The organism is Streptomyces incanus, assembly GCF_042656345.1.
GTDB lineage: Bacteria > Actinomycetota > Actinomycetes > Streptomycetales > Streptomycetaceae > Streptomyces > Streptomyces incanus.
This window is the reverse complement of record NZ_JBHSPC010000085.1, coordinates 1-26,738: the sequence shown is the minus strand read 5'-3', so window position 1 is coordinate 26,738 and position 26,738 is coordinate 1. Positions and strand designations below refer to the sequence as shown.

20 protein-coding genes and 7 pseudogenes are annotated in these 26,738 nt (G+C 68.2%); 17 read left to right on the top strand and 10 right to left on the bottom strand.

Annotated elements, in window-relative coordinates; translation table 11 throughout:
- Positions 1-45: 45 nt before the first annotated feature.
- Both ACFP2V_RS25800 and ACFP2V_RS25795 read left to right on the top strand, forming a co-directional pair.
- Positions 46-498 (top strand): annotated as a pseudogene (locus ACFP2V_RS25800) (rhomboid family intramembrane serine protease); the annotation flags it as partial.
- Between the two features lie 650 nt (positions 499-1,148).
- Positions 1,149-1,550 carry an SMI1/KNR4 family protein gene (locus ACFP2V_RS25795; RefSeq protein ID WP_055626775.1) on the top strand — a complete coding sequence of 134 codons (402 nt, stop codon included), beginning with the start codon at positions 1,149-1,151 and terminating at the stop codon, positions 1,548-1,550.
- Between the two features lie 41 nt (positions 1,551-1,591).
- On the opposite strand, the pseudogene ACFP2V_RS25790 reads toward ACFP2V_RS25795, so the two are convergent.
- Positions 1,592-1,973 (bottom strand): annotated as a pseudogene (locus tag ACFP2V_RS25790) (IS6 family transposase); the annotation flags it as partial.
- 173 nt (positions 1,974-2,146) lie between these two features.
- Between ACFP2V_RS25790 and ACFP2V_RS25785 the strand changes: the two are divergent.
- From ACFP2V_RS25785 to ACFP2V_RS25770, 4 genes and pseudogenes are all read left to right on the top strand, one after another.
- Positions 2,147-2,854, top strand: a complete 708-nt coding sequence (locus tag ACFP2V_RS25785) for a nitroreductase (RefSeq protein WP_248843980.1) — start codon at positions 2,147-2,149, stop codon at positions 2,852-2,854.
- A gap of 69 nt (positions 2,855-2,923) precedes the next feature.
- Positions 2,924-3,001: pseudogene (locus tag ACFP2V_RS25780) on the top strand (CoA transferase); the annotation flags it as partial.
- Positions 3,002-3,054: 53 nt separating this feature from the next.
- A pseudogene (locus ACFP2V_RS25775) lies at positions 3,055-3,743 on the top strand (CoA transferase).
- Positions 3,685-3,978 (top strand): annotated as a pseudogene (locus ACFP2V_RS25770) (aldehyde dehydrogenase family protein); the annotation flags it as partial. The pseudogenes ACFP2V_RS25775 and ACFP2V_RS25770, both read left to right, overlap by 59 nt.
- Before the next feature lie 192 nt (positions 3,979-4,170).
- Here ACFP2V_RS25770 and ACFP2V_RS25765 read toward each other — a convergent pair.
- Positions 4,171-5,793: a helix-turn-helix domain-containing protein gene (locus ACFP2V_RS25765; protein WP_381217156.1), complete on the bottom strand. Its 1,623-nt coding sequence runs from the start codon at positions 5,791-5,793 to the stop codon at positions 4,171-4,173.
- Between the two features lie 335 nt (positions 5,794-6,128).
- Between ACFP2V_RS25765 and ACFP2V_RS25760 the strand changes: the two genes are divergently transcribed.
- Positions 6,129-7,364 (top strand): FAD-dependent oxidoreductase, encoded by a 1,236-nt coding sequence (locus tag ACFP2V_RS25760; protein ID WP_055626780.1) that lies wholly within the window; start codon positions 6,129-6,131, stop codon positions 7,362-7,364.
- Between the two features lie 13 nt (positions 7,365-7,377).
- Complete coding sequence (locus ACFP2V_RS25755; protein ID WP_055626781.1) at positions 7,378-7,839, top strand: MaoC family dehydratase; 462 nt, start codon at positions 7,378-7,380, stop codon at positions 7,837-7,839.
- Between the two features lie 69 nt (positions 7,840-7,908).
- Here the strand turns inward: ACFP2V_RS25755 and ACFP2V_RS25750 are convergent, their stop codons facing one another.
- Positions 7,909-9,456 (bottom strand): acyl-CoA synthetase, encoded by a 1,548-nt coding sequence (locus ACFP2V_RS25750; protein WP_055626783.1) that lies wholly within the window; start codon positions 9,454-9,456, stop codon positions 7,909-7,911.
- A 14-nt stretch (positions 9,457-9,470) separates the two neighbouring features.
- The gene (locus tag ACFP2V_RS25745) at positions 9,471-10,871 is read right to left on the bottom strand and encodes an MFS transporter (RefSeq protein ID WP_381217152.1); all 1,401 of its coding nucleotides are present in this window, start codon (positions 10,869-10,871) and stop codon (positions 9,471-9,473) included.
- 277 nt (positions 10,872-11,148) lie between these two features.
- Between ACFP2V_RS25745 and ACFP2V_RS25740 the strand changes: the two genes are divergently transcribed.
- Both ACFP2V_RS25740 and ACFP2V_RS25735 read left to right on the top strand, forming a co-directional pair.
- Positions 11,149-12,201 carry a maleylacetate reductase gene (locus ACFP2V_RS25740; protein WP_381217149.1) on the top strand — a complete coding sequence of 351 codons (1,053 nt, stop codon included), beginning with the start codon at positions 11,149-11,151 and terminating at the stop codon, positions 12,199-12,201.
- Positions 12,198-13,157, top strand: coding sequence for a dioxygenase family protein (locus ACFP2V_RS25735; RefSeq protein WP_381217146.1), 960 nt, complete (start codon positions 12,198-12,200; stop codon positions 13,155-13,157). The genes ACFP2V_RS25740 and ACFP2V_RS25735 overlap by 4 nt, the downstream gene beginning before the upstream one ends.
- Before the next feature lie 1,327 nt (positions 13,158-14,484).
- On the opposite strand, the gene ACFP2V_RS25730 is transcribed toward ACFP2V_RS25735, so the two are convergent.
- Positions 14,485-14,889, bottom strand: a complete 405-nt coding sequence (locus ACFP2V_RS25730; protein WP_381217143.1) for a type II toxin-antitoxin system PemK/MazF family toxin — start codon at positions 14,887-14,889, stop codon at positions 14,485-14,487.
- 208 nt (positions 14,890-15,097) lie between these two features.
- Between ACFP2V_RS25730 and ACFP2V_RS25725 the strand changes: the two genes are divergently transcribed.
- Positions 15,098-16,336, top strand: a complete 1,239-nt coding sequence (locus ACFP2V_RS25725; protein ID WP_381217309.1) for an IS701 family transposase — start codon at positions 15,098-15,100, stop codon at positions 16,334-16,336.
- Positions 16,337-16,371: 35 nt separating this feature from the next.
- Here ACFP2V_RS25725 and ACFP2V_RS25720 read toward each other — a convergent pair whose 3' ends face one another.
- A complete protein-coding gene (locus tag ACFP2V_RS25720) occupies positions 16,372-17,295 on the bottom strand; it encodes a LysR family transcriptional regulator (RefSeq protein WP_381217140.1) in 924 nt (307 codons plus the stop codon).
- A 108-nt stretch (positions 17,296-17,403) separates the two neighbouring features.
- Here ACFP2V_RS25720 and ACFP2V_RS25715 point away from each other — a divergent pair, with 108 nt between their 5' ends.
- The 6 genes and pseudogenes from ACFP2V_RS25715 to ACFP2V_RS25690 all read left to right on the top strand — a co-directional run bounded on the left by ACFP2V_RS25715 (position 17,404) and on the right by ACFP2V_RS25690 (position 23,168).
- Positions 17,404-18,624: a CaiB/BaiF CoA transferase family protein gene (locus tag ACFP2V_RS25715; protein ID WP_055625447.1), complete on the top strand. Its 1,221-nt coding sequence runs from the start codon at positions 17,404-17,406 to the stop codon at positions 18,622-18,624.
- A gap of 49 nt (positions 18,625-18,673) precedes the next feature.
- Positions 18,674-18,796, top strand: a pseudogene (locus ACFP2V_RS25710) (acyl-CoA dehydrogenase family protein); the annotation flags it as partial.
- Positions 18,793-19,896, top strand: a complete 1,104-nt coding sequence (locus ACFP2V_RS25705) for an enoyl-CoA hydratase/isomerase family protein (RefSeq protein ID WP_381217137.1) — start codon at positions 18,793-18,795, stop codon at positions 19,894-19,896. The pseudogene ACFP2V_RS25710 and the gene ACFP2V_RS25705, both read left to right, overlap by 4 nt.
- Positions 19,893-20,822 carry a 3-hydroxyisobutyrate dehydrogenase gene (mmsB, locus tag ACFP2V_RS25700; RefSeq protein WP_055625445.1) on the top strand — a complete coding sequence of 310 codons (930 nt, stop codon included), beginning with the start codon at positions 19,893-19,895 and terminating at the stop codon, positions 20,820-20,822. The genes ACFP2V_RS25705 and mmsB overlap by 4 nt, the downstream gene beginning before the upstream one ends.
- Positions 20,819-21,616, top strand: coding sequence for an enoyl-CoA hydratase (locus tag ACFP2V_RS25695; RefSeq protein WP_381217132.1), 798 nt, complete (start codon positions 20,819-20,821; stop codon positions 21,614-21,616). Before mmsB ends, ACFP2V_RS25695 begins: the two co-directional genes overlap by 4 nt.
- Before the next feature lie 49 nt (positions 21,617-21,665).
- Positions 21,666-23,168 (top strand): aldehyde dehydrogenase family protein, encoded by a 1,503-nt coding sequence (locus tag ACFP2V_RS25690; protein WP_211273129.1) that lies wholly within the window; start codon positions 21,666-21,668, stop codon positions 23,166-23,168.
- Positions 23,169-23,605: 437 nt separating this feature from the next.
- Here the strand turns inward: ACFP2V_RS25690 and ACFP2V_RS25685 are convergent.
- The 4 genes and pseudogenes from ACFP2V_RS25685 to ACFP2V_RS25670 all read right to left on the bottom strand — a co-directional run.
- Positions 23,606-24,439: pseudogene (locus ACFP2V_RS25685) on the bottom strand (IS5 family transposase).
- Between the two features lie 89 nt (positions 24,440-24,528).
- Positions 24,529-25,434: an ABC transporter ATP-binding protein gene (locus ACFP2V_RS25680; protein WP_079047581.1), complete on the bottom strand. Its 906-nt coding sequence runs from the start codon at positions 25,432-25,434 to the stop codon at positions 24,529-24,531.
- Entirely contained in the window at positions 25,401-25,856 is a 456-nt protein-coding gene (locus tag ACFP2V_RS25675; protein ID WP_326755480.1) for a cobalamin B12-binding domain-containing protein, read from the bottom strand. Before ACFP2V_RS25675 ends, ACFP2V_RS25680 begins: the two co-directional genes overlap by 34 nt.
- A 48-nt stretch (positions 25,857-25,904) precedes the next feature.
- Positions 25,905-26,738, bottom strand: an 834-nt coding sequence (locus tag ACFP2V_RS25670) for a methylmalonyl-CoA mutase family protein (protein WP_381217126.1), incomplete at its 5' end; no start/stop codon positions are given.

The window sequence follows — 26,738 nt, the reverse complement described above, 5'->3', positions numbered from 1 at the left end:
CCCAGGGCTCCGCAATCACGCCCATGACCTGCACCGATGCCCACCCTGCAGATCTTCGGCAACAACGTCGAGGACCGGATGGGGCACCTGCGGTACCTGCTGTTCTACCTGGTATGCGGCTACGCGGCCGCATACGGATTCGCACTCACGAACACCGACGCCACCACTCCTCTGATCGGCGCCTCGGGAGCCATCGCCGGCGTCCTCGGCGCCTACCTGGTGCTCTACCCGAGGGCCCGGGTCTGGGTCCTCGTCCCCTTCCTGATCTTCCTGCCGCTGCGGCTGCCGGCCTGGATCGTGCTGGGCCTGTGGTTCGTGCTGCAGGCGGTCTACTCGTCGGGCGCGGGCGTCACCGGCGCCGGGACGGTGGCGTACGCGGCCCACGTGGTCGGTTTCGTCGTGGGCATGCTGCTCGCCTGGCCCCTCAAACCGGGTACTCCCCCACCGCCCGAACCGGGCGGCATCCGCTTCGGGCGGCAGACGCGAGGGGACTGGTAGGGCCGCACGCCCAGGGCCGGACAGCACAAGGAAACTCGGAATCGCTTTGCATAAGAGACGTTTGCATTCCCGGGCCAGCCGTCGATTGTTGAACGATTCAACCACCTGCATGTTTTGCCAGATTTTCGAGCCTCTGGCAGGGCTCACGCTGACCCATTGCCGACTTTCCTGACACCCCGTCAGGCGAGAAGCGCCCCACAGGGGTCACACCGAGCCCATCCATCACGGCTCGGAATGGAGGCAGCCCCAGGGGCTCACAGCCGAGTCCGACAGGGCTCCCGAGCACCCCCCGTCGAAGATGTCACATCACGAGGCGGCGCGGAACATAGCCGGAGTTCCCCGGTCAGCCAAACCGGCGATACTCCGCATCATTCTCCTACCTCGACCAGGCCGGTCGTCCGTCTTGGCGAATGGTCCTCGGGCCCCGATGAGTGCCTCACCGAATGGAAAGGACTGGGAGGCCGTCGTCCAGGGCCTGACCACTTGCTGGAACTCCGGTCCGGTGGAAGGACGGGTCAACCACATCAAGATGATCAAACGCCAGATTTTCGGACGAGCGAAACTTCCCCTCCCCCGGAAGCGGGTCCTGTGCACCGCAGCTCGAGGCAGCCACCGCCACCAGGCATGACCGGCCTTGAGAGAACGGCCTCATGAGTTCGAACGACGCCCAGATCGCGCAGGCGGAGCGCCGCTTCGGAGTCCGATTTCCCGAGGACTACCGCCACTTCCTGGCCACGGAGGGGAGCATGGCCCGGTTCGTTCCCCCTGCGGACGACTTCCTGATGATCAATGCCATTGCGGAGCTCATCGAAGTCAATGAGGCCGGCGACTTCCAGAAACGCTTCCCCGGGAGCGTCGTCGTCGGCGGGGACGGAAGCCGCGAAATGCTCACCTACGACTTTCGGCAGGAACCCCCGCTTCTGGTCCTGCTCGACGTCTCCGCTCAGGACTGGTCGTCCGCCATCCACCAGGCAACTTCCCTCTCTGCCCTGCTTGAGCAGTTCCCCGAAACCGGATGGAAAGGGGACGACTCTGAGCCCTCGCCCTCCTGACAGGCGTCCTCACGGAATTTGCGCCTGATCCCTCGGCATTGCTTCTTCATCGGCTTGGCCGGGAACCGCCTCGCGGCCGCCGCGTCGCGCCGGAACCGCACGAGGATGTCCAGCACGTTGCCGTCCTGATCGACCACGCGCCACAGGTAGTGCCGCACCCCGTTGATCTTCGCGAAGACCTCGTCGAGGTGCCGCTCGTCGTCGGCCCGCGGCCGGCGGCAGCGCAGCCCGGCGGCGTACTCGGGCCCGAACCCGGGCGCACGATTGCCGGACCGTCTCGTGGGAGACGATCACGCCGCGGGCGAGCAGCAGCTCCTCGACCTCGCGGAAGGAGAGTGGGAAGCGGTGGTACAGCCACACCGCGTGCGCGATGATCTCCGCCGGGTACCGGAAGCCCTGGTACGACGGCGGCGCGGCCTCCATGCTGCCCCTCCCCGAACCCGGCGGGCCAACCCGAAGATCACCGTACCGGCAAGCCCGCAACCAACCTGGCAATGCCGCAGCGCTCCATCCTGGATGCCCTGTCCAACAGTTCGATTGGGTTTCGTACGTTCCAGCCGTCGTTTCGGTTGTGATCGGTATCGCATAGTCGAGAGGTGCCAAACCAGAGCCCTGTCATTGCGGACACCCTTGACCACCAGGCCCTCGATCGAATCATGTCGGAGCGGTACAGCTGCCGGGCTTTCCTGCCTCAGCCAGTACCCGAGGAGACGATCCGGAAGATCCTGACTACCGCCCAGAAAACCGCCTCGTGGAACAACATGCAGTCGTGGGGGGTACATCTCACCTCCGGCGAAGGTACCGAGCGCTTCCGTAAAGCACTATCGGAGCACGCCGCCACCGGAGCCGAGCACCGCCGCGACATCCCGGGCCCCCGTGAGTATGCCGGTGTCTACCTGGAGCGTCGCCGCGCCTGTGGCTTCGGCCTCTACAACGCCGTCGGCGTAGAGCGCGGCGACAAAGTCGGCTACGCCCGTCAGACCGGACGCAACTTCGTCTTCTTCGACGCTCCGCACCTCGCGGTCATTACCTGCGAGGAAGCGCTCGGTCCCTACAGCGCTGTCGACTGCGGAGGGTATGTCGCCAACTTCATGACCGCCGCGGCTTCCCTCGGTGTCGCGTCGATCGCCCAGGGGGCGTTGGGGGAATACGCCGACTTCATCCACGACCACTTGGGCATCCCAGACACCCGCCAGGTTGTTTGCGGCATCTCGTTCGGCTATCCCGACCGGGACCATCCGGCCAACTCGTTCCGCACCGACCGCGCCGACCTCTCCGAAGTCGTCACGTGGGTCAACGAATGACGTGACCGCGCATGCGGTGTCGCTTGAGGGGGTCGTCGTCGACCTGAGCCGGGCCGGGCCGGGCCGCAGGCGATGGTGATACCTGCCGACCTCGGGGCACGTGTGATCAAGGTCGAATGCCCCGAGGGCGACGACTCCCGGCGTTGAGGCTCACCCTTCATCGGCAACGCCGATGACCCGATCGCCGCCTACTACCTGTCGTGCAACCGCAACAGGAGTCGGTCACCGCCGACCTCAAGAGCGAAGACGGGAGACAGTTCCTGGAGGCGCTGGTTCGCGTCGCAGATCTCCTCATCGAGAACTTCCGTCCAGGGGTCCTCCCTCAGCTCGGATTCAGCGAGGAGCGGTTGCGTGCGCTCAACCCCGAGCTGATGACTGCTCGCTCACCGGATTCGGGCACGACGCTCCGGAGAGCCAGCGGGTCGGCTACGACCAGAGCGCCCAGGACGAGGCCGGGCTGGTGAGCATCACCGGCCCCCGCGGTGAGCCGACCAAGCTCCGCGTTCCGATCAGCGACCTGCTCATCGGCATGAACGGAGCCCTCGGCATCCTCGCCGCGCTCTTCGAACGAGCTCGAACGGTCGGGCCCGGACAGTGCGCGCGAGCCTGCAGGCCAGCATCGTCGGCGTCCACGCCTACCAGGCACTCACTACACCGTGGCCGGGCAGATCCCGGTAGGCGAGGGCAATCGCCATCCGTCGATTGCGCCCTACGGCTCTTCGAGAGCGGTGACTCACCGCTGCAGATCGCGTGCGGCAACGACTCGCTGTGGCGCCGTCTGTGCGAGGTGGTTGGGATCGACGCACAGGATCACCACTTCGTCACCAACTGTGACCGCGTCACTCACCGTGCCCAGATCATCAAGCTGCTCAACGCCCAAGCTTCGTGAAGCGCCGACCGCGCACTGGCTCGAGTTCTTTGAGCAGGTCGACATACCGGCCGGTCTCGTGCGCACCTCGGCGAGGTGTACGAGTGGGACCAGAGACCTTGAGGGCTTCTTCCAGGCGCCCACGATCCTCGCCGGCGTGGAGAATTCCTGGCGCGTTGCGCGTGAGGTCTTCGCTTCGGTGCTTGCGGTCATCCCGCGGCGTGAGAGGGACGAGGCCATCACCACCGCGCGCCGCGTCGAGTCCGGTTGGGTCCAGGTCACCCAGGGCGGCGGGCAGGTCGTTGGCCAGCCCTGGGGCGAGTGCAAGGACTCTGGCATCGGACGGGTGTTCGCGATCGAGGGCGCCATCGAAGGCTCACCCAGACCAAGCGGATCAACGTCAAGTTCACCGTCTGAGGCCGCGGGCATCGTCGGTCCCTCCGTTGGTTCATCCCTTGTCGAGGAGGTGGGCGCGGGCTGCGTCCTCCTCCACGACAGGGAAGAGCCGCAGGGCCAGAGTGACGAAGAAGCGCGCCTCGGGATCGTCGAGGTCGACCTTGAGCAGCTTACCGATCCGCTCGATGCGGTAGCGCAGCGTATTCACGTGGACCTGGAGCGCCCGCGCGGTATCGGCGATGCGTCGGTCACGCTCCAGGTAGACGCGAAGGGTGTGGGTCAGGTCCGACCCGCTGGCTGCATCGGCTTCGAGCAACGGGCCGAGGGTCTCGCGCACCGTGCCGCGAAGTGCCTCGACGCCGCCTATGTGGGCGAACAGGCGGTACATGCCCAGATCCTTGCTGGCGACCAGGTTGCGACCGCTGCTCGAGAACGCAGCCACTTGCCGGGCGAAGATCGCCTCCTTCACGGCCGCCGGGTAGTCGTCCGCGCCCCGGCAGACGGGACCAAGTCCTGCCTTCACCTGGTGGGGTCGACATGCGACCAGCAACTCGTTGATCTGCGCAGGAAGCTTCCTTTCCGCGTCCTGATCGGACACCGGCCAGAGCAGGAACGCCGCGCCCTTGTACGTCGTCGCCTGCCCACTGAAGGTCCGCGACCGCATCTCGCGCACGATCCGGTCCAGCAAGGGGCGACCGATGGGCTCCTTGGCGCTGATGCTGATCACCGCCCGAGGGACCTTCATGTCCATACCCAACAGTGCGGAGCTGCTCCAAAGCCGGCTGAGCTCGTCGGTGTCTGCGGTGAGGAGGCTGTGGACGAACTGGTCGGTGAGCCGGATCTCGGTCTCCATCGAGGCGCGCTGACGGGCGAAGTCGAGACCGACGACCTGTGCAAGGGTCCGCAGCGCCGACTCGGGGAGCCCGCCTTCTGCGGCGAGCTGCGCCTGTTCAGCGCCGGGGATGGGAACATGCAGGAGGGGAGGTTTCGTGGCGTCCTCGGAGATGTCGGAAGCGTGTTTCGCCGGCCCGGGTGTCGGAAGCCCGGCCACCCGCACGCGCGGGCCGAGGATGTCCGAAGTACCCTCCAATGCGACGTCAGCAGACTGGCCGCGCAGGAGGGCCAACGAGAGTGCGTCGACCGCCCGGTGGAACCGAGTTGCCGCCGCAGCTCGCTCAGCCTCGACGCGCAGGTCCCTGAGCTGCTGGGCGATGCCGGCAACGCCGATGGCCATCCGCAACTCCGCCTCCGCGAACTCGCGTGCCGTGCGGGAAATGAGGACCACGACACCGCGGCTGCCCTCGCCGGGGACAGGTACGCCGGCTGCCGAGACGACGCCTTCGCGCCTGAGGAGCTCACGCCGGGAAGGAGGAGTGGACGTCTCGCGGAGGTAGTCCAGCAGGGCCACGGGCTCGCCCTGGGTGAGCACCATGCCGATGAGTCCCTCGTGGGCACTCATCCGCAGACTTCGGTGGGTCTCGGGCTGAAGGAAACCGGAGACGGCCTGGATGGTGACTTCGTCGCCCTCGACATCCATCCAGACTGCAGCGTCGACGCCGAGCATGGAGCGAGCCGCAACGAGAGCGGACGCGGGCACTTCCCGGGCGGTCGTCGTCTCGGCGATATCGCGTACAGCGATGAGGACATCGGCCGCGGACAACTCAGATGTCGGCATGTATGGAGAATACGACAAGGTGCAGATCCTTGGTCTGAACCAACCGAAGCGGGAGATCCGAATCCCGGATGCCTGCTCCGTGTTGGCCTACTGGGCCGGGAACCGCCGGCGCCAGCTCGGCGGACCGCTCCGCCTTCGCGGCTTGGATCCGGTGCCCGGCGTGCGGGACCACATGCAGCTCGGCGTGGGCAGGCGCTCGGTGAGGCAGTAGCCGCGAGTGGGGAATCGCGCGCTGTTTGACCGACTGGGCGTCGGACGAAACACACGAGGATCGACTCATTTGCCGGTCGGATCGAACATAGTGCGGTCGGGCCTCGAGGCCGCAAGGTTGGGGTATGAATGACGCCACCTCACCCGCTGCTGTACCTGAGGTCCTTCCGCTCGTCGTGGTGGGAGCCGGCCCAGTGGGCCTGGTCGCCGCGCTCGCCGCCCGCCATCACGACCTCCCGGTGGTAGTGGTCGAAGCGGAGCCCGAGGACCGCATCCGACCCGGAAGCCGAGCCACGTTCATCTTCCGTGAGTCCCTGGACCTGCTCGAGCAGATCGCGCCCGGTGTGACCGAGCCCCTCATCCAGCAGAGCCGCTCATGGCTGGACCTGCGGACCACCTACGCCGGTCGCGAGGTTTATTACCGCCGCTTCCCGGCGGCGAAACCGGGACGCTTCGGCATCAGCCTTTCGCAGAAGGACCAGGAGGTCGTGCTCCTGGACCGCTGCCGACGCGAAGGCGTCGAGTTCCGCTGGGGCAACGGCCTCACGGATCTGGCCACGGATACCGAAGGCGTCACCCTGACCCTCGCGGATGGATCGCTGGTCCGCGCCTCCTACGTCCTGGCTGCGGACGGAGCCCGATCGACCGTCCGCAAGGCACTCGGCATCACCATGGACGGCGGACGCTCGGAATCGAGCTTCATCATCGTCGACGTCAGGGATGTCCCGGACAACCCGATGTCGCTGACCCGCACCTTCCACTACCGCCACCCCGCAGTCGGCGGACGCAACGTCCTCGTGGTCCCCTTCGGCGGTGGCTGGCGCTTTGATCTTGAGTGCAACCCCGGGGACAACGTCGAGGCATTCTCGTCCGAACCGGGCTTGAGTCAGTGGATCACCGCGGTCGCCGGGCCCGGGTACGCCGACGGCCAGATGTGGTCCTCGACCTACCGCTTCAACCACTCGGTGGCCTCGGCCTTCACCGACGCCAACTCGCGGGTGCTGCTCGCGGGGGAAGCGGCGCACCTCTTCCCGCCGTTCGGCGGCGGTCGGGGCCTGAACTCGGGCATCCCGGACGCCATCTTCGAGATCGAGGCGATCGCCGATGCCCTGGCGGCTGGCGACACGGCAAAGTCCGCCGAGATCATCGACGCCATCGCGACCGAGCGACGAGACGCCGGCTTTGCCAACCGCGATGCGGCCGCGGCCGCCCTGGTCCACATGGAAGGCCGCGGCCTCTGGAACCGCACCAAGCAGCGGATGGCCGCTCTCATCGCACCGCATTACGAGCGCGCCGGCAGGTGGCTGGACCGTGCCCCGATGGGCCCGACCGCACCCGTCAGCCAGCGCTCCCGCTTCTGACAAGGACACACGGATGCGACACATCGACGGCCTTGATGGACTGCGCTCCCTCGTCGGGGAGCGAATCGGCGAGAGCGCTTGGGTCACGATCGACCAGGCTGCGATCAACGCTTTCGCTGACCTCAGCTACGACCACAACTGGGTCCACACCGATCCCGAGCGTGCGGCGAGCTCGCCGTTCGGCAGCACGATCGCTCACGGGGGCCACTCGCTGGCCATCATCGGCGGGTTGCTGCAGCAGATCTTCCGGGTGGACCGGACCCGACTGATCCTCGCCTACGGCTTCGAGAAGGTCCGCTTCCCCGAGGCAGTGCCGTCCGGGTCGAAGCTACGCCTCGTCGTCGACCTCGCGGAGCTGCGGGAGCCGACGGCGGACGCGGTCGACGCCGTATGGCGGTGTGTGGTCGAGGGCGATGGCTTCGCCCGTCCGGCGTGTGTCGCCGACATGCTGATGCGCTACTACGGCGAGGCGTGAGCGACACTGCCCCAGGCAGACCACGAGGGGGTCGGTACCAGTTCCGGTACCGACCCCCTCGTTCATTCGTCACTTGTGCAGCAGGGCTCGGATCCCGGGCTTGTCGAGCTTCCCAGTCGCATTCCGCGGCATCGTCGCAACGATCTCCAGCCGTCGCGGCAGTTTGTAGCGGGCGATCTGGGTGCCTGCGTACTCGCGAACCCGCTCCAGGGTGACCTCGGCTCCTTCGGTCGGGCAGCAGACCGCAACGACCGTCTCGCCCCACTCCCTGTCGGGCATCCCCACCACCGCCACGTCGCTGACGCCCGGCACTGCGCGGAGCACGCGCTCCACCTCTGCCGGGTAGACGTTCTCGCCGCCGGTGATGATGACGTCCTTGATGCGGTCGATGATGAAGAAGTAGCCGTCCTCGTCCTCGTAGCCGATGTCGCCCGAGTGGAACCAGCCCTCGTCGTCGAACACGGCCGCGGTCGCGACGGAGTCCTCCCAGTATCCAGGGGTGACGTTCGGCCCGCGTACGACCAGTTCGCCCGGCGTCCCGGGCTCGACGAACTCTCCGGTTGCGGGGTCGACGACGCGTACCTCGGTGTAGGGCATGGGAACACCCGCCGAGCCGGGCTTGTCGAGCGTGGCCTCCACGGGCATGTGGGTAGCCGTCGGAGCGAACTCCGTGGCGCCCCATGCCTGCTGGATCGGCACCCCGCGTTCGGCGAACCGCCTGATCTGCTCGGGTGGCACCGGCGCGCCGGAGACGACGAGAGTCCGCAGACCTGACAGGCGGGACCACGCGTCCGGCACCGCCTCGAGCGCGTCGAGCATCGTCGGCACCGCGAACGTCGTCTTGACCTGGTAGCTCTCGATATCGTTGAGGAAGTCGACCGGGTCGAAGCGGCGTCGGATGAGGACCGTCCCGCCCCGGACCAGCGACCGCAGCGTGAAGCTGTTGAGCGCGCCGATATGGAACAGCGGGGCGCCCGCGAGCGTGACGTCGCGACGCTGGGTGTCCATTCGGAGATCGGTGTTGAGCGAGTTCCACCACAGGTTTCCGTGGGTCAGGACAATGCCCTTCGGTCGCCCGGTCGACCCGCTGCTGAAGAGGATGACAGCCGGATCGTCGAAATCCCGCGAGATCGCGGGCCTCCAGGCGGTCGCCGCCTTGGTCAGCTCACTCCAACTCTCCCATCGGCGCCGGCCCGCCTGCGCAGGCGCCTCCGGATCGTCATCGACGAGCAGGAGTGCCTTCAGCGCCGTCTGGTCCTTGATCTCATCGATCGCGTCGGCGTACGCGCCTTCGCCGACCAGAACCGTGGCACCGCTGTGCTGGAGGGCTGACCGGAGCTCGGGGGCCGTGAGCCGGAAGTTCAACGGGACATAGATCGCTCCGAGGCGCATCGATGCGAGCATCGTGACGATGTAGGCGGAGCTGTTCATGCCGAGGTAGGCGACGCGGTCGCCGGCCGCGATCCCGTGCTCGGCGAACACGGACGCAGCGCGCGCTGCGCGGTCCTCGAGCTCTCCGTAGGTGAGGTTGCCGCCGGCGTAGATGAGCGCGCTCGAGTCACGGAAGTACTTCGCGTTCCTGCTGACCGACGTGGCGGGGTTGATGTCTGCATGCATGGTGATGTCCCGAGTCACTGCTGGACCTCGCGGCGGAGGATGGCTTCGGCCTGGGCGTCGCCGGCGGGACCCGGCGGCGTCGGCAGGGGATCGGAGGCGGATGCTGTATCGGTCGCAGGGGTGTGCAGGTCGTCGAGGCTCAGTCGCGACGTCTCTCGCAGCGCCAGGACGCAGCCGATCGAGATCAGGCACAGCACCGCCATGATGATCGAGACCATCAGCGGGCCGCCACTGAAGGAAACGACAGAGGCGAAGACGCCGGGGGCGAGGCCGCCGCCGATGGCCGAGATCTGGAAGCCGAGCGAGGCGCCGGTGTACCGGTACCGCGTCGGGAAGAGCTCGGCGTACAACGCCGCCAGCGGGCCGAACCAGCACGACAGGAGAATTCCCTGACCGACGACGACCGCCAGCACGAGGAGGGCAGTCGAGCCGCTGTCGATGAGCGGGAACAGAACGAAGGACCAGATGGCCAGTGAGCCGGCGCCGGCGGCGACGAGGGCGCGGCGACCGAAGCGGTCCGAGAGCCCGCCGGCGATGAGAGTGGCGATCACGGCGACCACTGACGACGTCGTCAGTGCATTGAGCACGGTCTGCCGCTCGAACCCGTGGTTGACGGCGTAGGCGATGACGAACGTCGTCAGAGTGGCCTGGGAGACGAAGTAGCCGACCCCCATACCGATCGAGAGGACGAGGTTCTTCGGGTGGTGCCGCAGTACGTCCAGCAACGGAAGACGGGACGGGGCCGACTTGACGGCGCCGGTGAACGCAGGCGGCTCATCGAGCCGCAGCCGCACGACCAGGCCGATCACCAGCAGCACCGCGCTGAACAGGAAGGGGATGCGCCACCCCCAGCTGATGAACGCGGCATTGCTCATCGCCCCCGAGCACAGCGTCAGGATCGCGGTCGACAGCACCATGCCGCTCGGAGCTCCGGCGTTACCGAAGCTGGCCCAGAGGCCGCGGCGGGAGGTGGCATGCTCGGCCGCCATCAGAACGGCGCCGCCCCACTCGCCGCCAACGGCGATGCCCTGGATCACGCGCATGAAGACCAACAGCACCGGGGCCCACGCGCCGATCGATGCATAGGTCGGGAGCAGGCCGATGAGCGTGCTGGCCACACCCATGATCGTCATGCTCAGGACCAGCATGCGCTTGCGGCTGACTCGGTCACCGAAGTGGCCGAAGATCACGCCGCCCAGCGGCCGGGCGATATAACCCGCCGCCAGCGTGCCCAGACTTGCGATCGTCGCCAGTGCGGGGCTCAGGTCCGAGAAGAAGACTTTATCGAAGACCAGTGCCGACGCCGTGGCGTAGAGCAGGAAGTCGTAGTACTCGATGGTGGTGCCCAGATAACCGGACACGACGGCCAGGCGTAGTTGCTGACGCTGGCTCTTTACAGCCGCGGTTGTTCCCATGTAGGGGTCCCCTCTTAAAACAATCAGCCAGCGTGACGGCAGTCACAACTGATGCACGACAACAATGAGGGCAGGCACTCGCGGGAAGCGACGTACAGACCGGACGAAAGCTGCCTCGCGGATTGGCCATTACATACAGCCAGGCGGCTGGCTCTCCGATGGAACCACGTGCAAGCAGCATGGCTGGACGCTTCGTCCAAGGATTCGGCAGGGATTCGGAGAGTCGGACCCTCGCCGGTGTCATCGCCTGTGTCCAATAATCGCGAGAGTGGAATCCATGAAATTCACTCACGAGTCCCTGCCCCAGCGCGTCACCTTCGCCTCCGGTGAGGCGGCTACTGCGGTCAAGGCCGAGGTCGAGGCACTCGGCGCTTCGAAGGTCATGCTGATCGCGTCCGACCGCGAAAAGAAGCTGGCCGACCCGATCGCAGAGGTACTGCCGGTCGCCCTTCGGCACGACGAGGTCGTGATGCATGTTCCGGTCCAGGTGGCCGACCGCGCGCGTGACGCCGCGGCCACCGCCAAGGCGGACGTCCTCGTGTCGGTCGGTGGGGGGTCGACCACGGGGCTCGCAAAGGCGGTCGCGCTGACTGCGGGCCTGCCGATCGTGGCGGTGCCGACGACGTACGCCGGATCCGAGGCCACCAACGTGTGGGGGCTGACCGCCGGTGAGACGAAGACGACCGGTGTGGACCCGAAGGTCTTGCCGGCATCCATCGTCTACGACGCTACGCTGCTCACGACGCTGCCGGGCGACATGACGGTTGCGAGCGGTTTGAACGCGCTCGCGCACTGCGTGGACGCGATGTGGGGCCCCCGGGTGGACCCGATCGACCAGGCCATGGCGCAGGAGGCGATCCGTGGCCTTGCGGCCGGGCTACCGCGGGTGAAGGCCGACTCGGCGAGTGTGGAGGGGATCGAGCAGACGCTCTATGGTGCCTACCTCGCGGCGGTCGCGTTCGCGTCCGCCGGCAGCGGGATGCACCACAAGATCTGCCACGTCCTGGGTGGGATGTTCGACCTCCCGCATGCCCAGACTCACGCGGTCGTGCTGCCGTATGTGTTGGCGTTCAACGCACCCAACGCGCCGGAGGCGGAGCGGCGTATCGCGGCGGCGTTCGGATCTGCGACCGCCACCGAGGGGCTGCGCGCGCTGCGGGAGCGGCTGGACGCGCCGCGTGCGCTCAAGGACTACGGCCTGCCCGAGGACGGCGTCGCCAAGGCCGTCGCCCCGGTGCTGGCGGCGATCCCGGCCAACAACCCGACCCCCGTCACCGACGAGAACCTGACCGCGCTTCTGCGCGCGGCCTGGGAAGGAGCCGAGCTATGACCACCGCCGCTTCCAAACAGCGCGCGCAGGTGAACCCCAAAACTGCGGGTGCGGATGCCCGCGGCACGATCTTCCGAGAGGTGAGCCCGGAGCAGCAGGCCGTCGAGCAGCAGCTCGTCGACCATGTGGTGGCGTCCTTCGAGGCGTGTGAGGACCCGCGGCTGAAGGAGTTGATGGTCGCCCTCGTCAAGCACCTGCATTCCTTCATCCGCGAGGTGCGGTTGACCGAAGAGGAGTGGGGGACCGCGATCGACTTCCTCACCAAGGCCGGGCACATCACCGACGACGTGCGCCAGGAGTTCATCCTCCTCAGTGACACGCTGGGTGCGTCGATGCAGACCATCAACGTCAACAACGCCGCCTATGCCGATGCCACCGAGGCAACGGTGTTCGGGCCGTTCTTCGTCGAGGACTCCCCCGCCATCGACAACGGCGGGGACATGGCATTCGAGGCACCGGGTGAGCCGTGCTGGGTCGAGGGCACGGTCACCGACACCGACGGCAACCGGCTGGCCGGGGCGCGGATCGAGGTGTGGGAGGCCGACGAGACCGGTCTGTATGACGTGCAGTACGACGCGGGGAAGCGGGCCGCGCGAGCGCACCTGTTCACCGAGGCCGACGGCAGCTACCGCTTCTGGGGGCTCACCCCGACGCCGTACCCCATCCCCAACGACGGGCCGGTCGGCAGGATGCTCGACGCCGTCGGCCGCTCCCCGCTGCGCGCCTCGCATCTGCACTTCATGGTCAGCCACGAGGGCGCCCGCACGCTGGTGACCCACATCTTCCCCGAGGGTGACCCGATCGGGTGGAAGGACACCGTCTTCGGCGTCAAGCAGTCGCTGATCAAGAGGTTCGAGCCCCAGGCTGCCGGCACCCCGACCCCCGACGGACGCGTCATTGACGGCACCTGGTCACGCGTCCGGTTCGACATCGTCCTCGCACCCGCAGGAGTGTGACGCGGGAGTGTGAAGATGTCAGATCTCCGCGGCGTGTACGCGGCGGACTCTGTTCGCCACACAACTGCGCTGCTCGCCGTCCCACTCGACGTTCGTGCAGGCGACCGGTCGTGGACCGCAATGATCGGCGCTCGCGTCGCCCGAGCCCGTCGTCGACGCGAAGCTGTGCGCCGGTGTCGTCAAGCGGCGCGGAGCCGAGCTCGTCGATCTGCGCCGACGTCGGTATGAATCATGCCTAGGCCGATTTCGGAACTATGCCGGTTACTTCGCTGTCGCGAGCGCGGTGATGGCCAGGTCGCGGTGCCGCAGCACCTGGCTGATATCGGTCAGCAACACCCGCGGGTCAGCATCTGCCGGGCCGGGGCGTGACTGTTGACAGCGCTGGAGAGGTGGGGTCCCACCAGGGGCATGCCGACACGTCGGCATGCCCGCTCCACGACGTCCCCGAAGAGGTCCGCGCGGGCACGACGAGCACGACAGGTCAGGAACAGCCTGCGCGGTGCTGGGTCTGTTGCAAGTCGCGCGCCGACCAGGTAGCCGGCCACCGCCTGCCCGACCTCCGTGGCAGCGTCATCGCGTCGCGACGGCGGGCCTTGCTGCGGATGGTGACCGCACCGGCCCGCCAGTTGATGTCCCCCGACTTCACTGGCAACTTCGATCGAGCGCAGACCAAAGCCGGGCGACCAGGGTGATGATCGCGAAGTCACGTACCCACCTGGCGTGCCACGGTCGCAACTGTCCAGCAACGCTTGGACGCCGTCGGCTGAGGCGGTCGGCGGGAGGCTGGTGTGATGCCAGTCGGCCACTGACTGGGTCGTCGCCGCCAACGGCGTGGGGGTGAGCCCGCGCAGGAACAGGTAGCGCAACAGCGCACGGAACTCGGCGACTCGACCCTTGGCCGCGTCCATGCTGCAGCGATCGCACTCGGCCAGGAGGAAGGAACTGAGTCCGGCGCCGGTCAGGCCTGCCAAGCGGGGGTCCCGGCATCTCGCTGGGCCAGGAACTGCCGCGCGGTGTTCTCATACCGCAGCATCGACGCATCCCTGCTGACCGAGGCAGTGTCGGCCTGGACCGCTCCGCGCTGGTGCCCCGAAGAACTGCCGACGGGTTCTTGACCCGGAAGACCTTCGGCTCCTGGGACCCCGCCGCGTCTTCGACCCCACTGCCACCCGGAAGCGGAGCCGTACCGTCGCCGGGACCTCGTCGCCTTTACTGAGTGGCACGGCTAGTACTCCAGCTGTAGATCGTGATCTTGTTGCTGGAGTGTGGTGGAGAGGGGGCCGCCGCCGGTCGTCGACGAGATCGAGCTGGCCAGCAGAGGCGTCCGCTACTCGAGTCCTCCGAGACGGCGGGCATCTTTGATCTCGTGGAGCCTGGCAGCCGTCATCGGGGTCCACTCCCTCCTCTGTCCAGCGGCACGAAGGGCTTCCCCGACCTCGCTGAGCTTCGCGGAGGACAACACGCCCGCCCGCTCGATCAGGTCGTCCCGGGCCACGGTGGTCAGCCAGGTGCAAGGAGTAAAGCCTGGACGCGGGAACGCGAACCGCAGCACGCCTTCGAAGGGCAGTCCTTCCCGGGCGCCTATCGCCACTTCAACGCCCAGGCCGCTGATGTCGACGCCCGCTGGCGCAACGACCTGCATGACCTGGAACCCGGATGACTCGTCATCCGACAGCAGCACGACTGGGCGTCGCTCGTCGAAGTCGACCCACCAGACTTCGCCGCGTTGCATGTGGTCCTCCTGGCACGAGACGGCGGGCGAACGCTGCATGCCCGAGCGGGATACCGGATGCGGCCCCGTCTTCGCACGTCGTGACCGACGGGTGGTGAAGACGGGTGCGGCCACCGTTGATCATCGGTGTGTGAAGACTAACGATCATGCGGTGGCCGCGGGTCACAGCGTAGACCCTGCCCGCTGGCAGGAGGCGTTCGAGGTCCTGATGAGCCGGATAGCAGGCCGGTTCGCACGGGTTGAACCCCGGCGCCGCGTGAGGGATCTGGTGCTGGGGCTGCTGTCGGACCTGCCACGCAAAAACTGCTGGAGCATCGCCGAGTGGGCCGGAGAGGCCACCCCGGACGGCATGCAGCACCTGCTCGGCCGGGCCCGATGGGATGCCGACACCGTGCGCGACGACGTGCGCGAATACGTCCTGGAGCATCTGCACGACGAGGACGCGGTGCTGGTGGTCGACGAGACCGGGGACGTGAAGAAAGGCACGCACACCGTCGGTGTCCAGCGCCAGTACACCGGCACCGCCGGGAAGATCGAAAACGCGCAAGTCGCCGTCTACCTCGTCTACGCGGGCCGCCGCGGACACGCGGCAGTGGACCGTGAGCTGTACATCCCGCGCTCCTGGACGCGCGACCCAGATCGCTGCCGAGCCGCGGGCCTGGACGAGGACACCGTCTTCGCGACCAAGCCGGAGCTGGCCGCCCGCATGATCGGCCGATTTCTCGATGCCGGGCACCGCGCCGGCTGGGTCGCGGGCGACGAGGTCTACGGCGGCAACCCGAAGCTGCGAACCGCGCTGGAAGAGCGCCAGGTCGGCTACGTGCTCGCCGTCGCCTGCTCCCATGAAGTCACCACCGGCGCGGGGAAGTTCCGCGCGGATGCCCTGGCCGCGAAGGTGCCCAAGCGGGCCTGGCAGAAGCTGTCGGCAGGGGCCGGCGCCAAGGGACACCGCTTCTACGACTGGGCCGTCATCGACCTGGCCGAACCCCGCCCCGGCAGCCATCAACTGCTGATCCGCCGCAACCGCACCACCGGTGAACTGGCTTACTACCGCTGCTGGTCGCCAGCGACGGTGCCTTTGGCCACGCTGGTGCGTGTCGCCGGGTCGAGATGGCGGGTGGAGGAGACCTTCCAGGCCGGAAAGGGCCTGGCCGGACTGGACGAGCACCAACTCCGCCGCTTCACCTCGTGGTCTCGCTGGGTCACCCTCGCCATGCTCGCCCACGCCTTCCTCGCCGTCGTCCGTGCCCACGAACACGCCCGCGACCCCGCCCCCAACGGGCTGATCCCGCTCACCTGCAACGAGATCCAGAAACTATTCACGACGCTCGTCGTCCGGCCCGTGCACGATGTGGCCCACCTACTCGGCTGGTCCGACTGGCGACGCCGCCATCAGGCCCGAGCCCAAGCCAGCCATTACCGCCGACAAGCCGCGAACCAGACATGAAGATCACGATCTACAGCTGGAGTACTAGGCGGGCGTCAGGCGTCGCCGAGGTTTGCCCTTGCCTGACGAACAATGGCGTCGCTGACCGCGGCGACTTCCGTGCGACGCAAGTTGGCGGGGCGGCCGGTCATCCAGTAGCTGAGGTTCGCAACCGCCTCGTTCTCGAGAACTGGTACCAGGTCGCGGTGTCGTCGGGCGAAGTACACGGGCAGAAGGCCTATCCCCGCTCCAGCCGTTACCAAGGCCACCTGTGCCGCGACGCTTGTCGCTCCCAGGAGTCCCGGTCGGCCCGGGAAGAACCGGTCGATGAGATCGAGGTCTGTGACCTGAAGCATCGACTCCACGTAGTAGACGGGCAGGTGGTCGCGCAGATCGTCGCGGGAGTGCAGGGGGCCGCAGGCTTCGAGGTAGGAGCGGGAAGCGAACAGTCCCAGCTGGTAGCCGGCAAGCCGAGTGGTGTGGAGACGGGGCGAGACCGAGCGAGTGACTCCGATGTCGAGGTCGGCGCTCGGGCCGTGAGTCGGTGTCGTCCGGGTCATCGAGATCAGCTCGAGGTGTACGTCTGGATGTGCTTCGCTGACCGTCGCCGCGGCTGGTGCCACCACCTCGGCCATGAAGACCTCCGGGGCGGTGACGCGCACCAGGCCCTGCAGCGCGCGGGTTTGAGGGTCGCGGCTCAGGGAGGCGACCGCGGCCTCGACCGCCCGGGCGCCCTCGCAGGCGGTCTCGCCCAATGGGGTCAGCTCCCAGCCACCGGGCGCCTCGACGAGCAGTCGGCCGCCCATCGCAGCCTCGAGCGCTTGCACCCGGCGGGCCACCGTCGTGTGATCTACCCGAAGGTCTCGGGCGGCGGCGCTGAATGTGCGGCGCCGGGCAGCGGCCAACAGCACCAGTAGGTCGTCGGTTCGCAGGTCTGCCACGTGTGCATTCTTGCAGAGTGAGTCCGCAGGGTTGGACATTGCTCCTCGGGTCGAAGGCATATGGGATAGGAGCTGCCAGAGACTTACTAGGGCGTCCTAGCAAATTCTCGTCGCCGCGTTCTTGTCCACCTACTCTCGGGAGTCGCCATGCCGCAGGTCCACAACATCGCGCCGTTGAGTGGAGTGGTGGTCGTCGACCTGAGCCGAGCCCTCGCCGGGCCACAGGCGACGATGATGCTGGCGGATCTCGGCGCGCGGGTGATCAAGGTGGAGAGCCCCGATGGGGACGACAGCCGCCACTGGGGCCCGCCGTTCGTCGGCGACGACGGCATCTCGACCTATTTCCTCTCGTGCAACCGGAACAAGGAGTCGGTGACCGCGAACCTCAAGTCCGAGGAGGGCCGGTCGTTCCTCACGGCGCTGCTCCAGGTCGCCGACGTGCTGGTGGAGAACTTCCGGCCGGGAGTGCTGGAGCGGCTGGGGTTCGGCGAGCAGCGTCTGCGCGAACTGAACCCGCGGCTGGTGATCTGCTCACTGACCGGTTTCGGGCACGACGGGCCCGAATGGCAGCGTGCGGGCTATGACCAGATCGCCCAGGGCGAGGCAGGACTGATGAGCCTCACTGGCCCGGCCGGCGAGCCGACGAAGGTGGGTGTTCCGATCGGTGACCTGCTGGCAGGGATGAACGGCGCCTACGGAATCGTGGCCGCCCTCTTCGAACGCGAACGCACCGGTCGCGGTCGGGTGGTCCGTGCCAGCCTGCTCTCGAGCATCGTCGGCGCTCACGCCTTCCAGGGAACCCGGTACACCGTCGCCGGTCAAGTGCCCACGGGGGAAGGCAACCACCACCCCTCCATCGCGCCGTACGGCATCTTTCGCACTGCCGATGCCCCGATCCAAATCGCCTGCGGCAACGACGCGATCTGGCGGCGCCTGTGCCAGGTGCTGGACCTGTTCGTCGAGGACCCGCGCTTTGCGAGCAACCAGTTGCGCGTTCAGCACCGCGACCGCGTGACCGCAAGGTTGGAGACCGTGCTGCGGGGGGCGCCGGCCGACCACTGGCTGAAGCTGCTCGAGCACGCGGGCGTCCCCGCCGGTCGGGTACGCACCTTGGACGAGGTCTATACCTGGGACCAAACCCGTTCCCAGGGCCTGCTGGTCGAGGTCGACCATCCCACCCTCGGGCCGGTCGAGCTGCCCGGTCCGGCATTGCGCTTCGACGACAACCCGTATGCCGGCGCCCGGGAGCACCACACCCACCCGCCCCTCTTGGGCGAGCACGACGACTCCGTCCGTGCGTGGCTCGGACTGACCTCCGCTGCGTTGGGCACGGAAGACAAGCCGTGGGCATCGACGAAGTCGGCCTGAGGGCGATGATGCAAGCGGTTCGAAAGTTCGCCGAGAGCTCGCACGTCCATACCTGTCGGAGTACGCCGTGGAGCGGATCGTGCGTGACCTACGGGTGCACCAGCTCCTCGAGGGCACCAACGAGGTCATGCGGCTCATCATCAACAGAACAGTACTGGAGGTAGCAGCATGAGTGACCAGCCGACCATTGAGCCTTCGGTCCTCGCCGAGCGACGTGGTCCCCTTGGCCTGTTGACCCTCAACCGGCCTCGTTCGATCAACGCACTCACCCACGAGATGGTGGGCCTGCTGCAGGCGGCGCTCGACGACTGGGCGACCGACCCGGCCGTGACCGCAGTAGTGGTCAAGGGGGCGGGGGCGCGTGGTCTGTGCGCGGGCGGCGACATCGTCTCGATCTACCAGGACGCCGTATCCGGTGGACACGGGGCTGTGGACTTCTGGCGCGACGAGTACCGCCTCAATGCCTTCATCGCCTCCTACCCCAAGCCCTACATCGCGCTCATGGACGGGATCGTGCTCGGTGGCGGCGTCGGGGTGTCCGCCCACGCCAGCCACCGAGTGGTCACCGACAAGACGAGGGTCGGAATGCCGGAGACCGGCATCGGGTTCGTCCCGGACGTGGGCGGCACCTGGCTGCTCTCCCGTGCCCCCGGCGAGCTCGGCACCCTCGTGGCGCTCACCGCGGGCCACATGACCGCCGGCGACGCCATAGCACTCGGGCTGGCCGACCACTTCGTGGATTCCGCCGATCTCGAGACTCTCGTCGACCTGCTCGTGGACCACCCGGTCGACGAGGCGCTCACGAAGGTCGCCCGACCGGCACCGCCCTCGAAGCTCGCCGAGCAGCGGACCTGGGTCGACGCCGCCTTCGCCCACAACACCGTCGCGGAGATCCTCGACGCGCTGAACAGGCGACCCGAGCCGGAGGCCGCCGAGGCCCTGACGGCGATCCGCTCCAAGTCACCCACTTCCCTGGTTGTCACTCTCCGCGCGCTACGCGCCGCCCGCCGGATGACCCGGCTGGAGGAGGCGCTCGCGCAGGAGTTCCGGTTGGCGGTCCGCCTTCTGCGCGGCCACGACATGGCTGAGGGCATCCGGGCGCAGGTCATCGACAAGGACCGCAATCCGCGCTGGGAGCCGCCCCAGGTAGCCGACGTCGATCCCGCCGAGGTCGACGCCCATTTCGCGTCGCTGGAGGACGCAGAGCTGGAGTTCGACCCCACCTCGTCAGTAGGCCCGGCCGCGGCGCCGGAGCAGGAAGGAACTGCATGAACAGGAAGATCGCGTTCGTCGGTCTGGGCAACATGGGTGGCCCGATGGCGGCGAACCTCGTGAAGGCGGGCTACGCCGTGACCGGGTTCGACCCCTCACCGGCCGCCTGTGAGCAGGCCGTGGAGAAGGGCGTCGTCCTGGCGGGGTCCGCGGCGGAGGCCGCCGCCGGGGCAGAGGCCGTCATCACGATGCTGCCGACCGGCGACCACCTCCTCGACGTCTACCTCGGCCGCCGTGGCGACACACCGCTGCTGGAAGCCGTCCCCACGGGCGCTCTGCTGATCGACTGCTCCACGGTCGCCGTCCAGGACGCTCGGACCGCCGCCGGTCATGCGGTCGAGGCGGGCCACCGTGCGATCGACGCGCCGGTCTCCGGCGGGGTGGTCGGAGCCGCGGCCGGCACGCTCACGTTCATGGTCGGCGCCGACGAGGCCGACATCGACGAGGCGCACACGATTCTCGAGCCGATGGCCGGCCGCGTCGTGCACTGCGGCGGTGTCGGTGCCGGGCAGGCAGCGAAGATCTGCAACAACATGATCCTGGGCGTCTCGATGATCGCCGTGTCAGAGGCGTTCGTCCTCGGCGAGCGCCTCGGGCTGACTCACCAGGCGCTCTTCGACGTGGCGTCCACTGCTTCCGGACAGTGCTGGGCGCTGACCACCAACTGCCCGGTCCCCGGCCCGGTCCCGACCAGCCCCGCCAACCGGGACTACGCACCCGGCTTCGCCTCGCCGTTGATGGCCAAGGACCTCGCCCTCGCCATGAAGGCGGCGGACGCCACGCTGACCGACGTCAGGCTCGGCCGGCTCGCCACCGACCTGTACCGCGACTTCGCCGTCGGCAGCGGCCGCACCCGCGACTTCTCGGCCATCGTCGAGCAAGTCCGCCAGGAACCGTTCGAACCCGCCCAGGAGGTAACCCCATGACCGCGACCCCCGAACAGCAGAATGGCTACGAGAACATCATCGTCGAGCGCCGCGGGCGAGTCGGCATCATCACGCTCAACCGCCCTCAGGCCCTGAACGCCCTCAACGCCGCGCTCATGACAGAGGTCGTCGCTGCCGCAACCGAGTTCGATCAGGACCATGGCATCGGCGCGATCGTGCTGACCGGTTCGGAAAAGGCGTTCGCCGCTGGTGCCGACATCAAGGAAATGGCCAGCCTGACATACGCCGACGTCTTGCTCTCCGACTTCTTCTCGGCATGGGACAGATTCGCGGCCGTGCGCACACCCACGATCGCGGCCGTGGCCGGGTACGCCCTCGGCGGCGGCTGCGAGGTCGCGATGATGTGCGACCTGCTGATCGCGGCCGAGAACGCACGGTTCGGGCAACCCGAGATCACCCTCGGGACGATCCCCGGCATCGGCGGAACCCAGCGGCTGACCAGGGCGGTGGGCAAGGCCAAGGCGATGGACCTGATCCTGACAGGCCGAATGATGGATGCCGCCGAGGCGGAACGGGCCGGACTGGTCTCGAGGATCGTGCCGACCGAGCGCCTCCTCGACGAGGCGATCGAGACCGCGGAGAAGATCGCCGCGATGTCGCTGCCGGCGGCCTACGCCGCCAAGGAAGCCATCGCCCAGGCATTCGAATCCACCCTCGCCCAGGGCGTCACCTTCGAGCGGCGCACCTTCCACGCCACCTTCGCCCTCGCAGACCGAGCCGAGGGGATGACCGCGTTCGTCGAGAAGCGGCCACCCACCTTCAAGCACGGCTGAGCGATCCCGACCCACCGACCAGACCCCCTGCTCAGAAAGCTGGCATCCGTTGAAGCACCAGACTGTTCTCGAACTGAACAGCACCGACGCCCCCGACTGGCCCATGTACATCGACGGTGAGTGGGTCGACTCGGTCGAGGGCGCCTGGACCGAGGTCGTGTGCCCCTCGCGGGCGGGCACCGTCCTGGCCCGGGTCCCCAACGGCTCCGCGGCCGACGTCGACCGCGCTGTCGCTGCCGCCCGAGCGGCGCAGCCGGCCTGGGCCGCCCTGCACTTCACGGCCCGGCAGCGAGCCCTGCTGCAGATCGCCGACGCCCTCGAGGGCGAGGCGGAGTCCCTGGCGGCCTTGACCACACAGGACACGGGCAACGCTTTGCGCACCCAGGCGCGTCCGGAGGCGGCCACGCTCGTCTCGCTGTTCCGCTACTTCGCCGGCGTGGCCGGCGAGTTCAAGGGAACCGTGCTGCCGGCGGGCGAGAACCAGCTCCAGTACACCCGGCTGGAGCCGCTCGGCGTCGTCGGCGCGATCCTGCCGTGGAACTCCCCGCTGATGATCGCCGCAATGAAGATCCCGGCCGCACTCGCCGCCGGCAACGCCCTCGTCGTCAAGCCCGCCGAGGATGCACCGCTGACCATCCTCCGGCTCGCGGAGCTCGCCGCCGAGCACCTGCCCGCCGGCGTCCTCAACGTGGTCACGGGACGCGGCAGCATCGTGGGGGAGGCGATCGTGCAGCACCCCGGGATCGACAAGGTCTCCTTCACCGGCTCCTCGTCGGTTGGTCGGCACGTCGCCACCGCTGCCAGTGAGCGTCTGGCCCACGTGTCGCTTGAGCTCGGCGGAAAGAGCCCGAGCATTGTCTTCCCCTCCGCCGCGACCCCCGACCGAATCGACGCGACCGCCGCCGGCGTGCTCCTGGCGATGCGCTTCACCCGCCAGGGCCAGTCCTGCACCGCAGGCTCACGGCTGTTCGTGCACGAAGACGTCTACGAGGCCTTCCTGGACCGACTGGCGGCCCAGGTCGGTGCGCTTAAGGTCGGCGACCCGCTCGATGAGGCCACCGACATGGGGACGATCATCAACGCCAAGCAGCACCAGACGGTGCGTGAGTACGTCGAGGACGGCAAGAGCCAGCCCGGCGTGCGCGTCGTGCTCGACGGCAGCACCTTCAGCCCCGAGGGCCTCGAAGGCTTCTACCAGGGCCCGACCATCCTGGCCGGTGTGCGCAACAGCTGGCGTGTGGCCCGTGAGGAGATCTTCGGCCCGGTTCTGGTGGTCATCCCGTGGCGAGACGTGGACGAGGTCGTCGCCATGGCCAACGACTCCCACTACGGTCTGGCGGCCTACGTCTGGTCGGCCGACCTCGACGAAGCCCTTGCCACCGCCCACCGGATCGAGTCCGGCTGGGTGCAGGTAAATCAGGGCGGCAGCCAGATGGTCGGGCAGTCCTACGGCGGCTACAAGCAGTCGGGGACCGGGCGGGAGTTCTCCATCGAGGGCGCGATCGCCTCGTTCACTCAAACCAAGCAGATCAACGTGAGCATCCGGCGCTGAGCAATACGGTGTGGTCAGGATGTGCACCGGTGGCGGGCAGGCCTGGACGCACTGCTCCGGAATGGTTTGATGGTCCACCTGCAACCCCGCTGCGCGCGGTGCGAGCGGGACGGCGGGGCCGGCAGGATCATCCTTGAACGTCCGGAGACCCCCACGCCTTCAACCTGCCCGCAGCCCGCACACTCCGGGACGCGGTAACGCTCCGAAGACTCGGCGGTGCGCGGGGTCGCAGTCACCGCCGAGGGCAAACGGTTCCGCCCGGGCGGGGACGTGAACTCGTTCCTCGTCGCCCGACGGCGCTGCGGCGTATCTGCTCCTCCTGGCCAGCGCGCTGGAGCAGCAGTTCCGCCGGCTTTTCGAACCGGTCCAACCGGTCTTCCTGTGCCGGCACCCGGTCATGGTCAGCATGGCATGAGGGGCCGACACCGCCGTCCACGTCACAGCCATTCGTTGATCGCTGCGACGTGGACGGTGGCCTGGAAACGGACGGCGAGCTTGTCGAACCGGGTGGCCACCGCCCGGTTGCGTTTGAGGCGGTTGATGCCGCACTCCACAGCGTGGCGGGCCTTGTAGTCCTCGCGGTCGAAGGCCGGGGGACCACCGCCGCTGCTGCCGCGGCGTTTGCGGTGGCCGATCTGGTCGGCCGGTTCCGGGATGGTGCTGCGGATCTTGCGCTTGCGTAAGCAGGCACGGTTGGCGCGCGAGGAACAGGCCTTGTCGCCGCGCACCCGCAGCGGTCGCCGACGCGAGCGGCCGGGCCCGAGCCGGGGCACGCGAATGCCTTCCAGCACGCCGGGAAATGCGGCCTCTCCCCCCTCCGCCGGCCTGCGGTGACCAGCGGAGACAAGGGCCTTTGGCGTTGTTCGCAGGCCAGGTGGATTTTGGTGGTCCAGCCGCCCCGGGACCGGCCGAGTGCATGGTCGTCCGGCTCAACGCGGATGCCACCGGGCGGCTCTTTCTGGCCCTGTCCGTCCCGGCGGGCGCCGGCCGCGTGCTGATGCGCCCGGCAGATCGTGGAATCGACGTTCACCTCCCACGTGATCAGCCCTGCCGCATCCGCCCGGGCCTGGAGACCGACCAGCACCATCTGCCACACACCGGCCCGCTGGGCGGCGGAAGAGCCCATAGACCGTCTGCCGGGGTCCGTATTCCACCGGCAGATCACGCCATGGAGCCCCCGTCCGCACCCGCCGTCGGATCCCATCAACCAGTCTGCGTCGGCATGCAGATGGCCTGCCGACCTGTGCCACGGGCAACAGCGGTTCCAGCACAGCCCACTGCTCATCCGAGAGAGCCCCACGCCCCCACCGCGATCACCACGGCACGAGGCGCGGCAAGTAGCCCAGTCCTAAAACACGGCCTAACGGTGCTCGAAGACGGGCGGTCCGATCTCGGCTCTGGATCCGCCGCCGGTCCGGGGTCCTCGGTCGAGCGCCGTGTGGGACATCCCGCGGCCGGAGCGGGCGGTCCAGCGGCCGTCGCGCCGCTCGACCTCGATGGGCCGTTGGAAGCACGCGCTCATGCCGTCACTGGTGAGCACCTCTTCGACCGGACCGGACGCCTGGACCCTCCCGCCTCGCAGGAGCAGTGCGTGTCCGGTGCTGGCCGGCAGTTCCTCCACGTAGTGGGTGACGGTGACGGTGGTCAGGTCGGGGCGGGTCGTCGCGAGATAGTGCAGGGCGTCGATCACGTCCTCCCGGGACGGCAGATCGAGCGCGTTGTACGGCTCGTCGAGCAGCAGCAGGGACGGCTCGGACATCAGGGCCCTCGCGATGAGGACCCGGGCACGCTGGCCGCCGGAGCAGACGCCGTACGGGCGGTCCGCCAGGTCCTTGCAGCCCAGCTCGCCAAGCAGTTCGTGGGCCCGCTCGCGCGTGGCAGGGCCGTACTCACGCCACAGCGGCTGCACGGTCCCCGTCGCGCCGGTGAGGACGACCGCGTGCACGGTAGCGTCGCGCGGCACCTCCTGCCCCGGGGACACGAAACCGATGCGGGTGCGCAGTTCGCGCAGGTCGACGCGGCCGATCCGGTGGCCCAGCACGTCGACGCTGCCGCTGGTCGGATGCATGAGGGCGCCGACCAGCCGCAACATGCTCGTCTTGCCGGCACCGTTGGGGCCGAGCAGAGCCCAGTGCTCACCGGCCCGGATCGTCCAGTCGACGCGGTCGAGGATGACCTGACCTTCCGGGTACCGCAGGACGCTCACGCCGTTCAGCGCGGCCACGGTTGCTCTCACGAACCCACTCCCGTCGGACTGCCGCCGCATACGGGGGCGATCGGCGACGGAACCCCCACGTGCGCCTTGACCCACTCGACGACTTCTTGGGTGGGCGTGCCCGGGGTGAAGACGCGGGCGACGCCCATCCGCTCCAGCGGAGGGATGTCCCCTGTCGGGATGATGCCGCCGCCGAAGAGCGTGATGTCGGCCGCGTCGAGCTCCTTGAGCAGGTCGAGAACCCTGGCGAAGAGCGTCAGATGGGCACCAGACAGCACGGACAGGCCGATTCCGGCGACATCCTCCTGGATGGCCGCCTCCACGATCTGCTCCGGCGACTGATGCAGGCCGGTATAGATCACCTCGAGCCCAGCGTCGCGCAGGGCCCGGGCGATCACCTTGGCCCCGCGGTCATGACCGTCCAGACCGGGCTTGGCCACCAATACACGCAGGGGACTGGGTGTTGTTGTCATTGCCACTCACTTCTCAAGGCGTCCTGTGATGAGCACCGTTACGAACGTTCAGAAGGCGTCGCTCGGCACGTAGGTCCCCCAGATTTCCCGCAGCGCGTTGCACACCTCGCCCACCGTCGCCCGCGCGCGCAGGGCGTCCTTCATCGGGTACAGGACGTTGTCCTCGCCCTCCGCGGCCTTCTTCAGGGCGGCCAGGGCGGTGTCCACCGCCCGCTGGTCGCGCTCCGCGCGCAGCCTCGCCAGGCGTTCGGCCTGCTGGGCCTCGATCGCCGGGTCGACGCGCAGCGGCTCGTACGGCTCCTCGGCGTCGAGCTGGTAGCGGTTGACGCCGACCACGACCCGCTCACCGGAGTCGGTCTCCTGGGCGATGCGGTAGGCGGAGCGCTCGATCTCGCTCTTCTGGAAGCCGTGTTCGATGGCGTCGACCGCGCCGCCGAGGTCCTCGACCCGCTCCATCAGTTCCAGCGCCGCGGCCTCCACCTCGTCGGTCATCCTCTCCACGACGTAGGAACCCGCGAACGGGTCGACGGTCGCCGTCACGTCCGTCTCGTAGGCCAGGACCTGCTGGGTGCGCAGGGCCAGGCGGGCGCTCTTGTCGGTGGGCAGCGCGATGGCCTCGTCGAAGGAGTTGGTGTGCAGCGACTGGGTGCCGCCGAGGACCGCGGCCAGGCCCTGCACGGCGACGCGGACCAGGTTGACCTCGGGCTGCTGGGCGGTCAGCTGGACACCGGCGGTCTGCGTGTGGAAGCGCAGCATCAGCGACTTGGGGTTCTTCGCCCCGAACTCCTCCTTCATGAGCCGGGCCCAGATCCGGCGGGCCGCACGGAACTTGGCGACCTCCTCCAGGATCGTCGTCCGGGAGACGAAGAAGAACGACAGGCG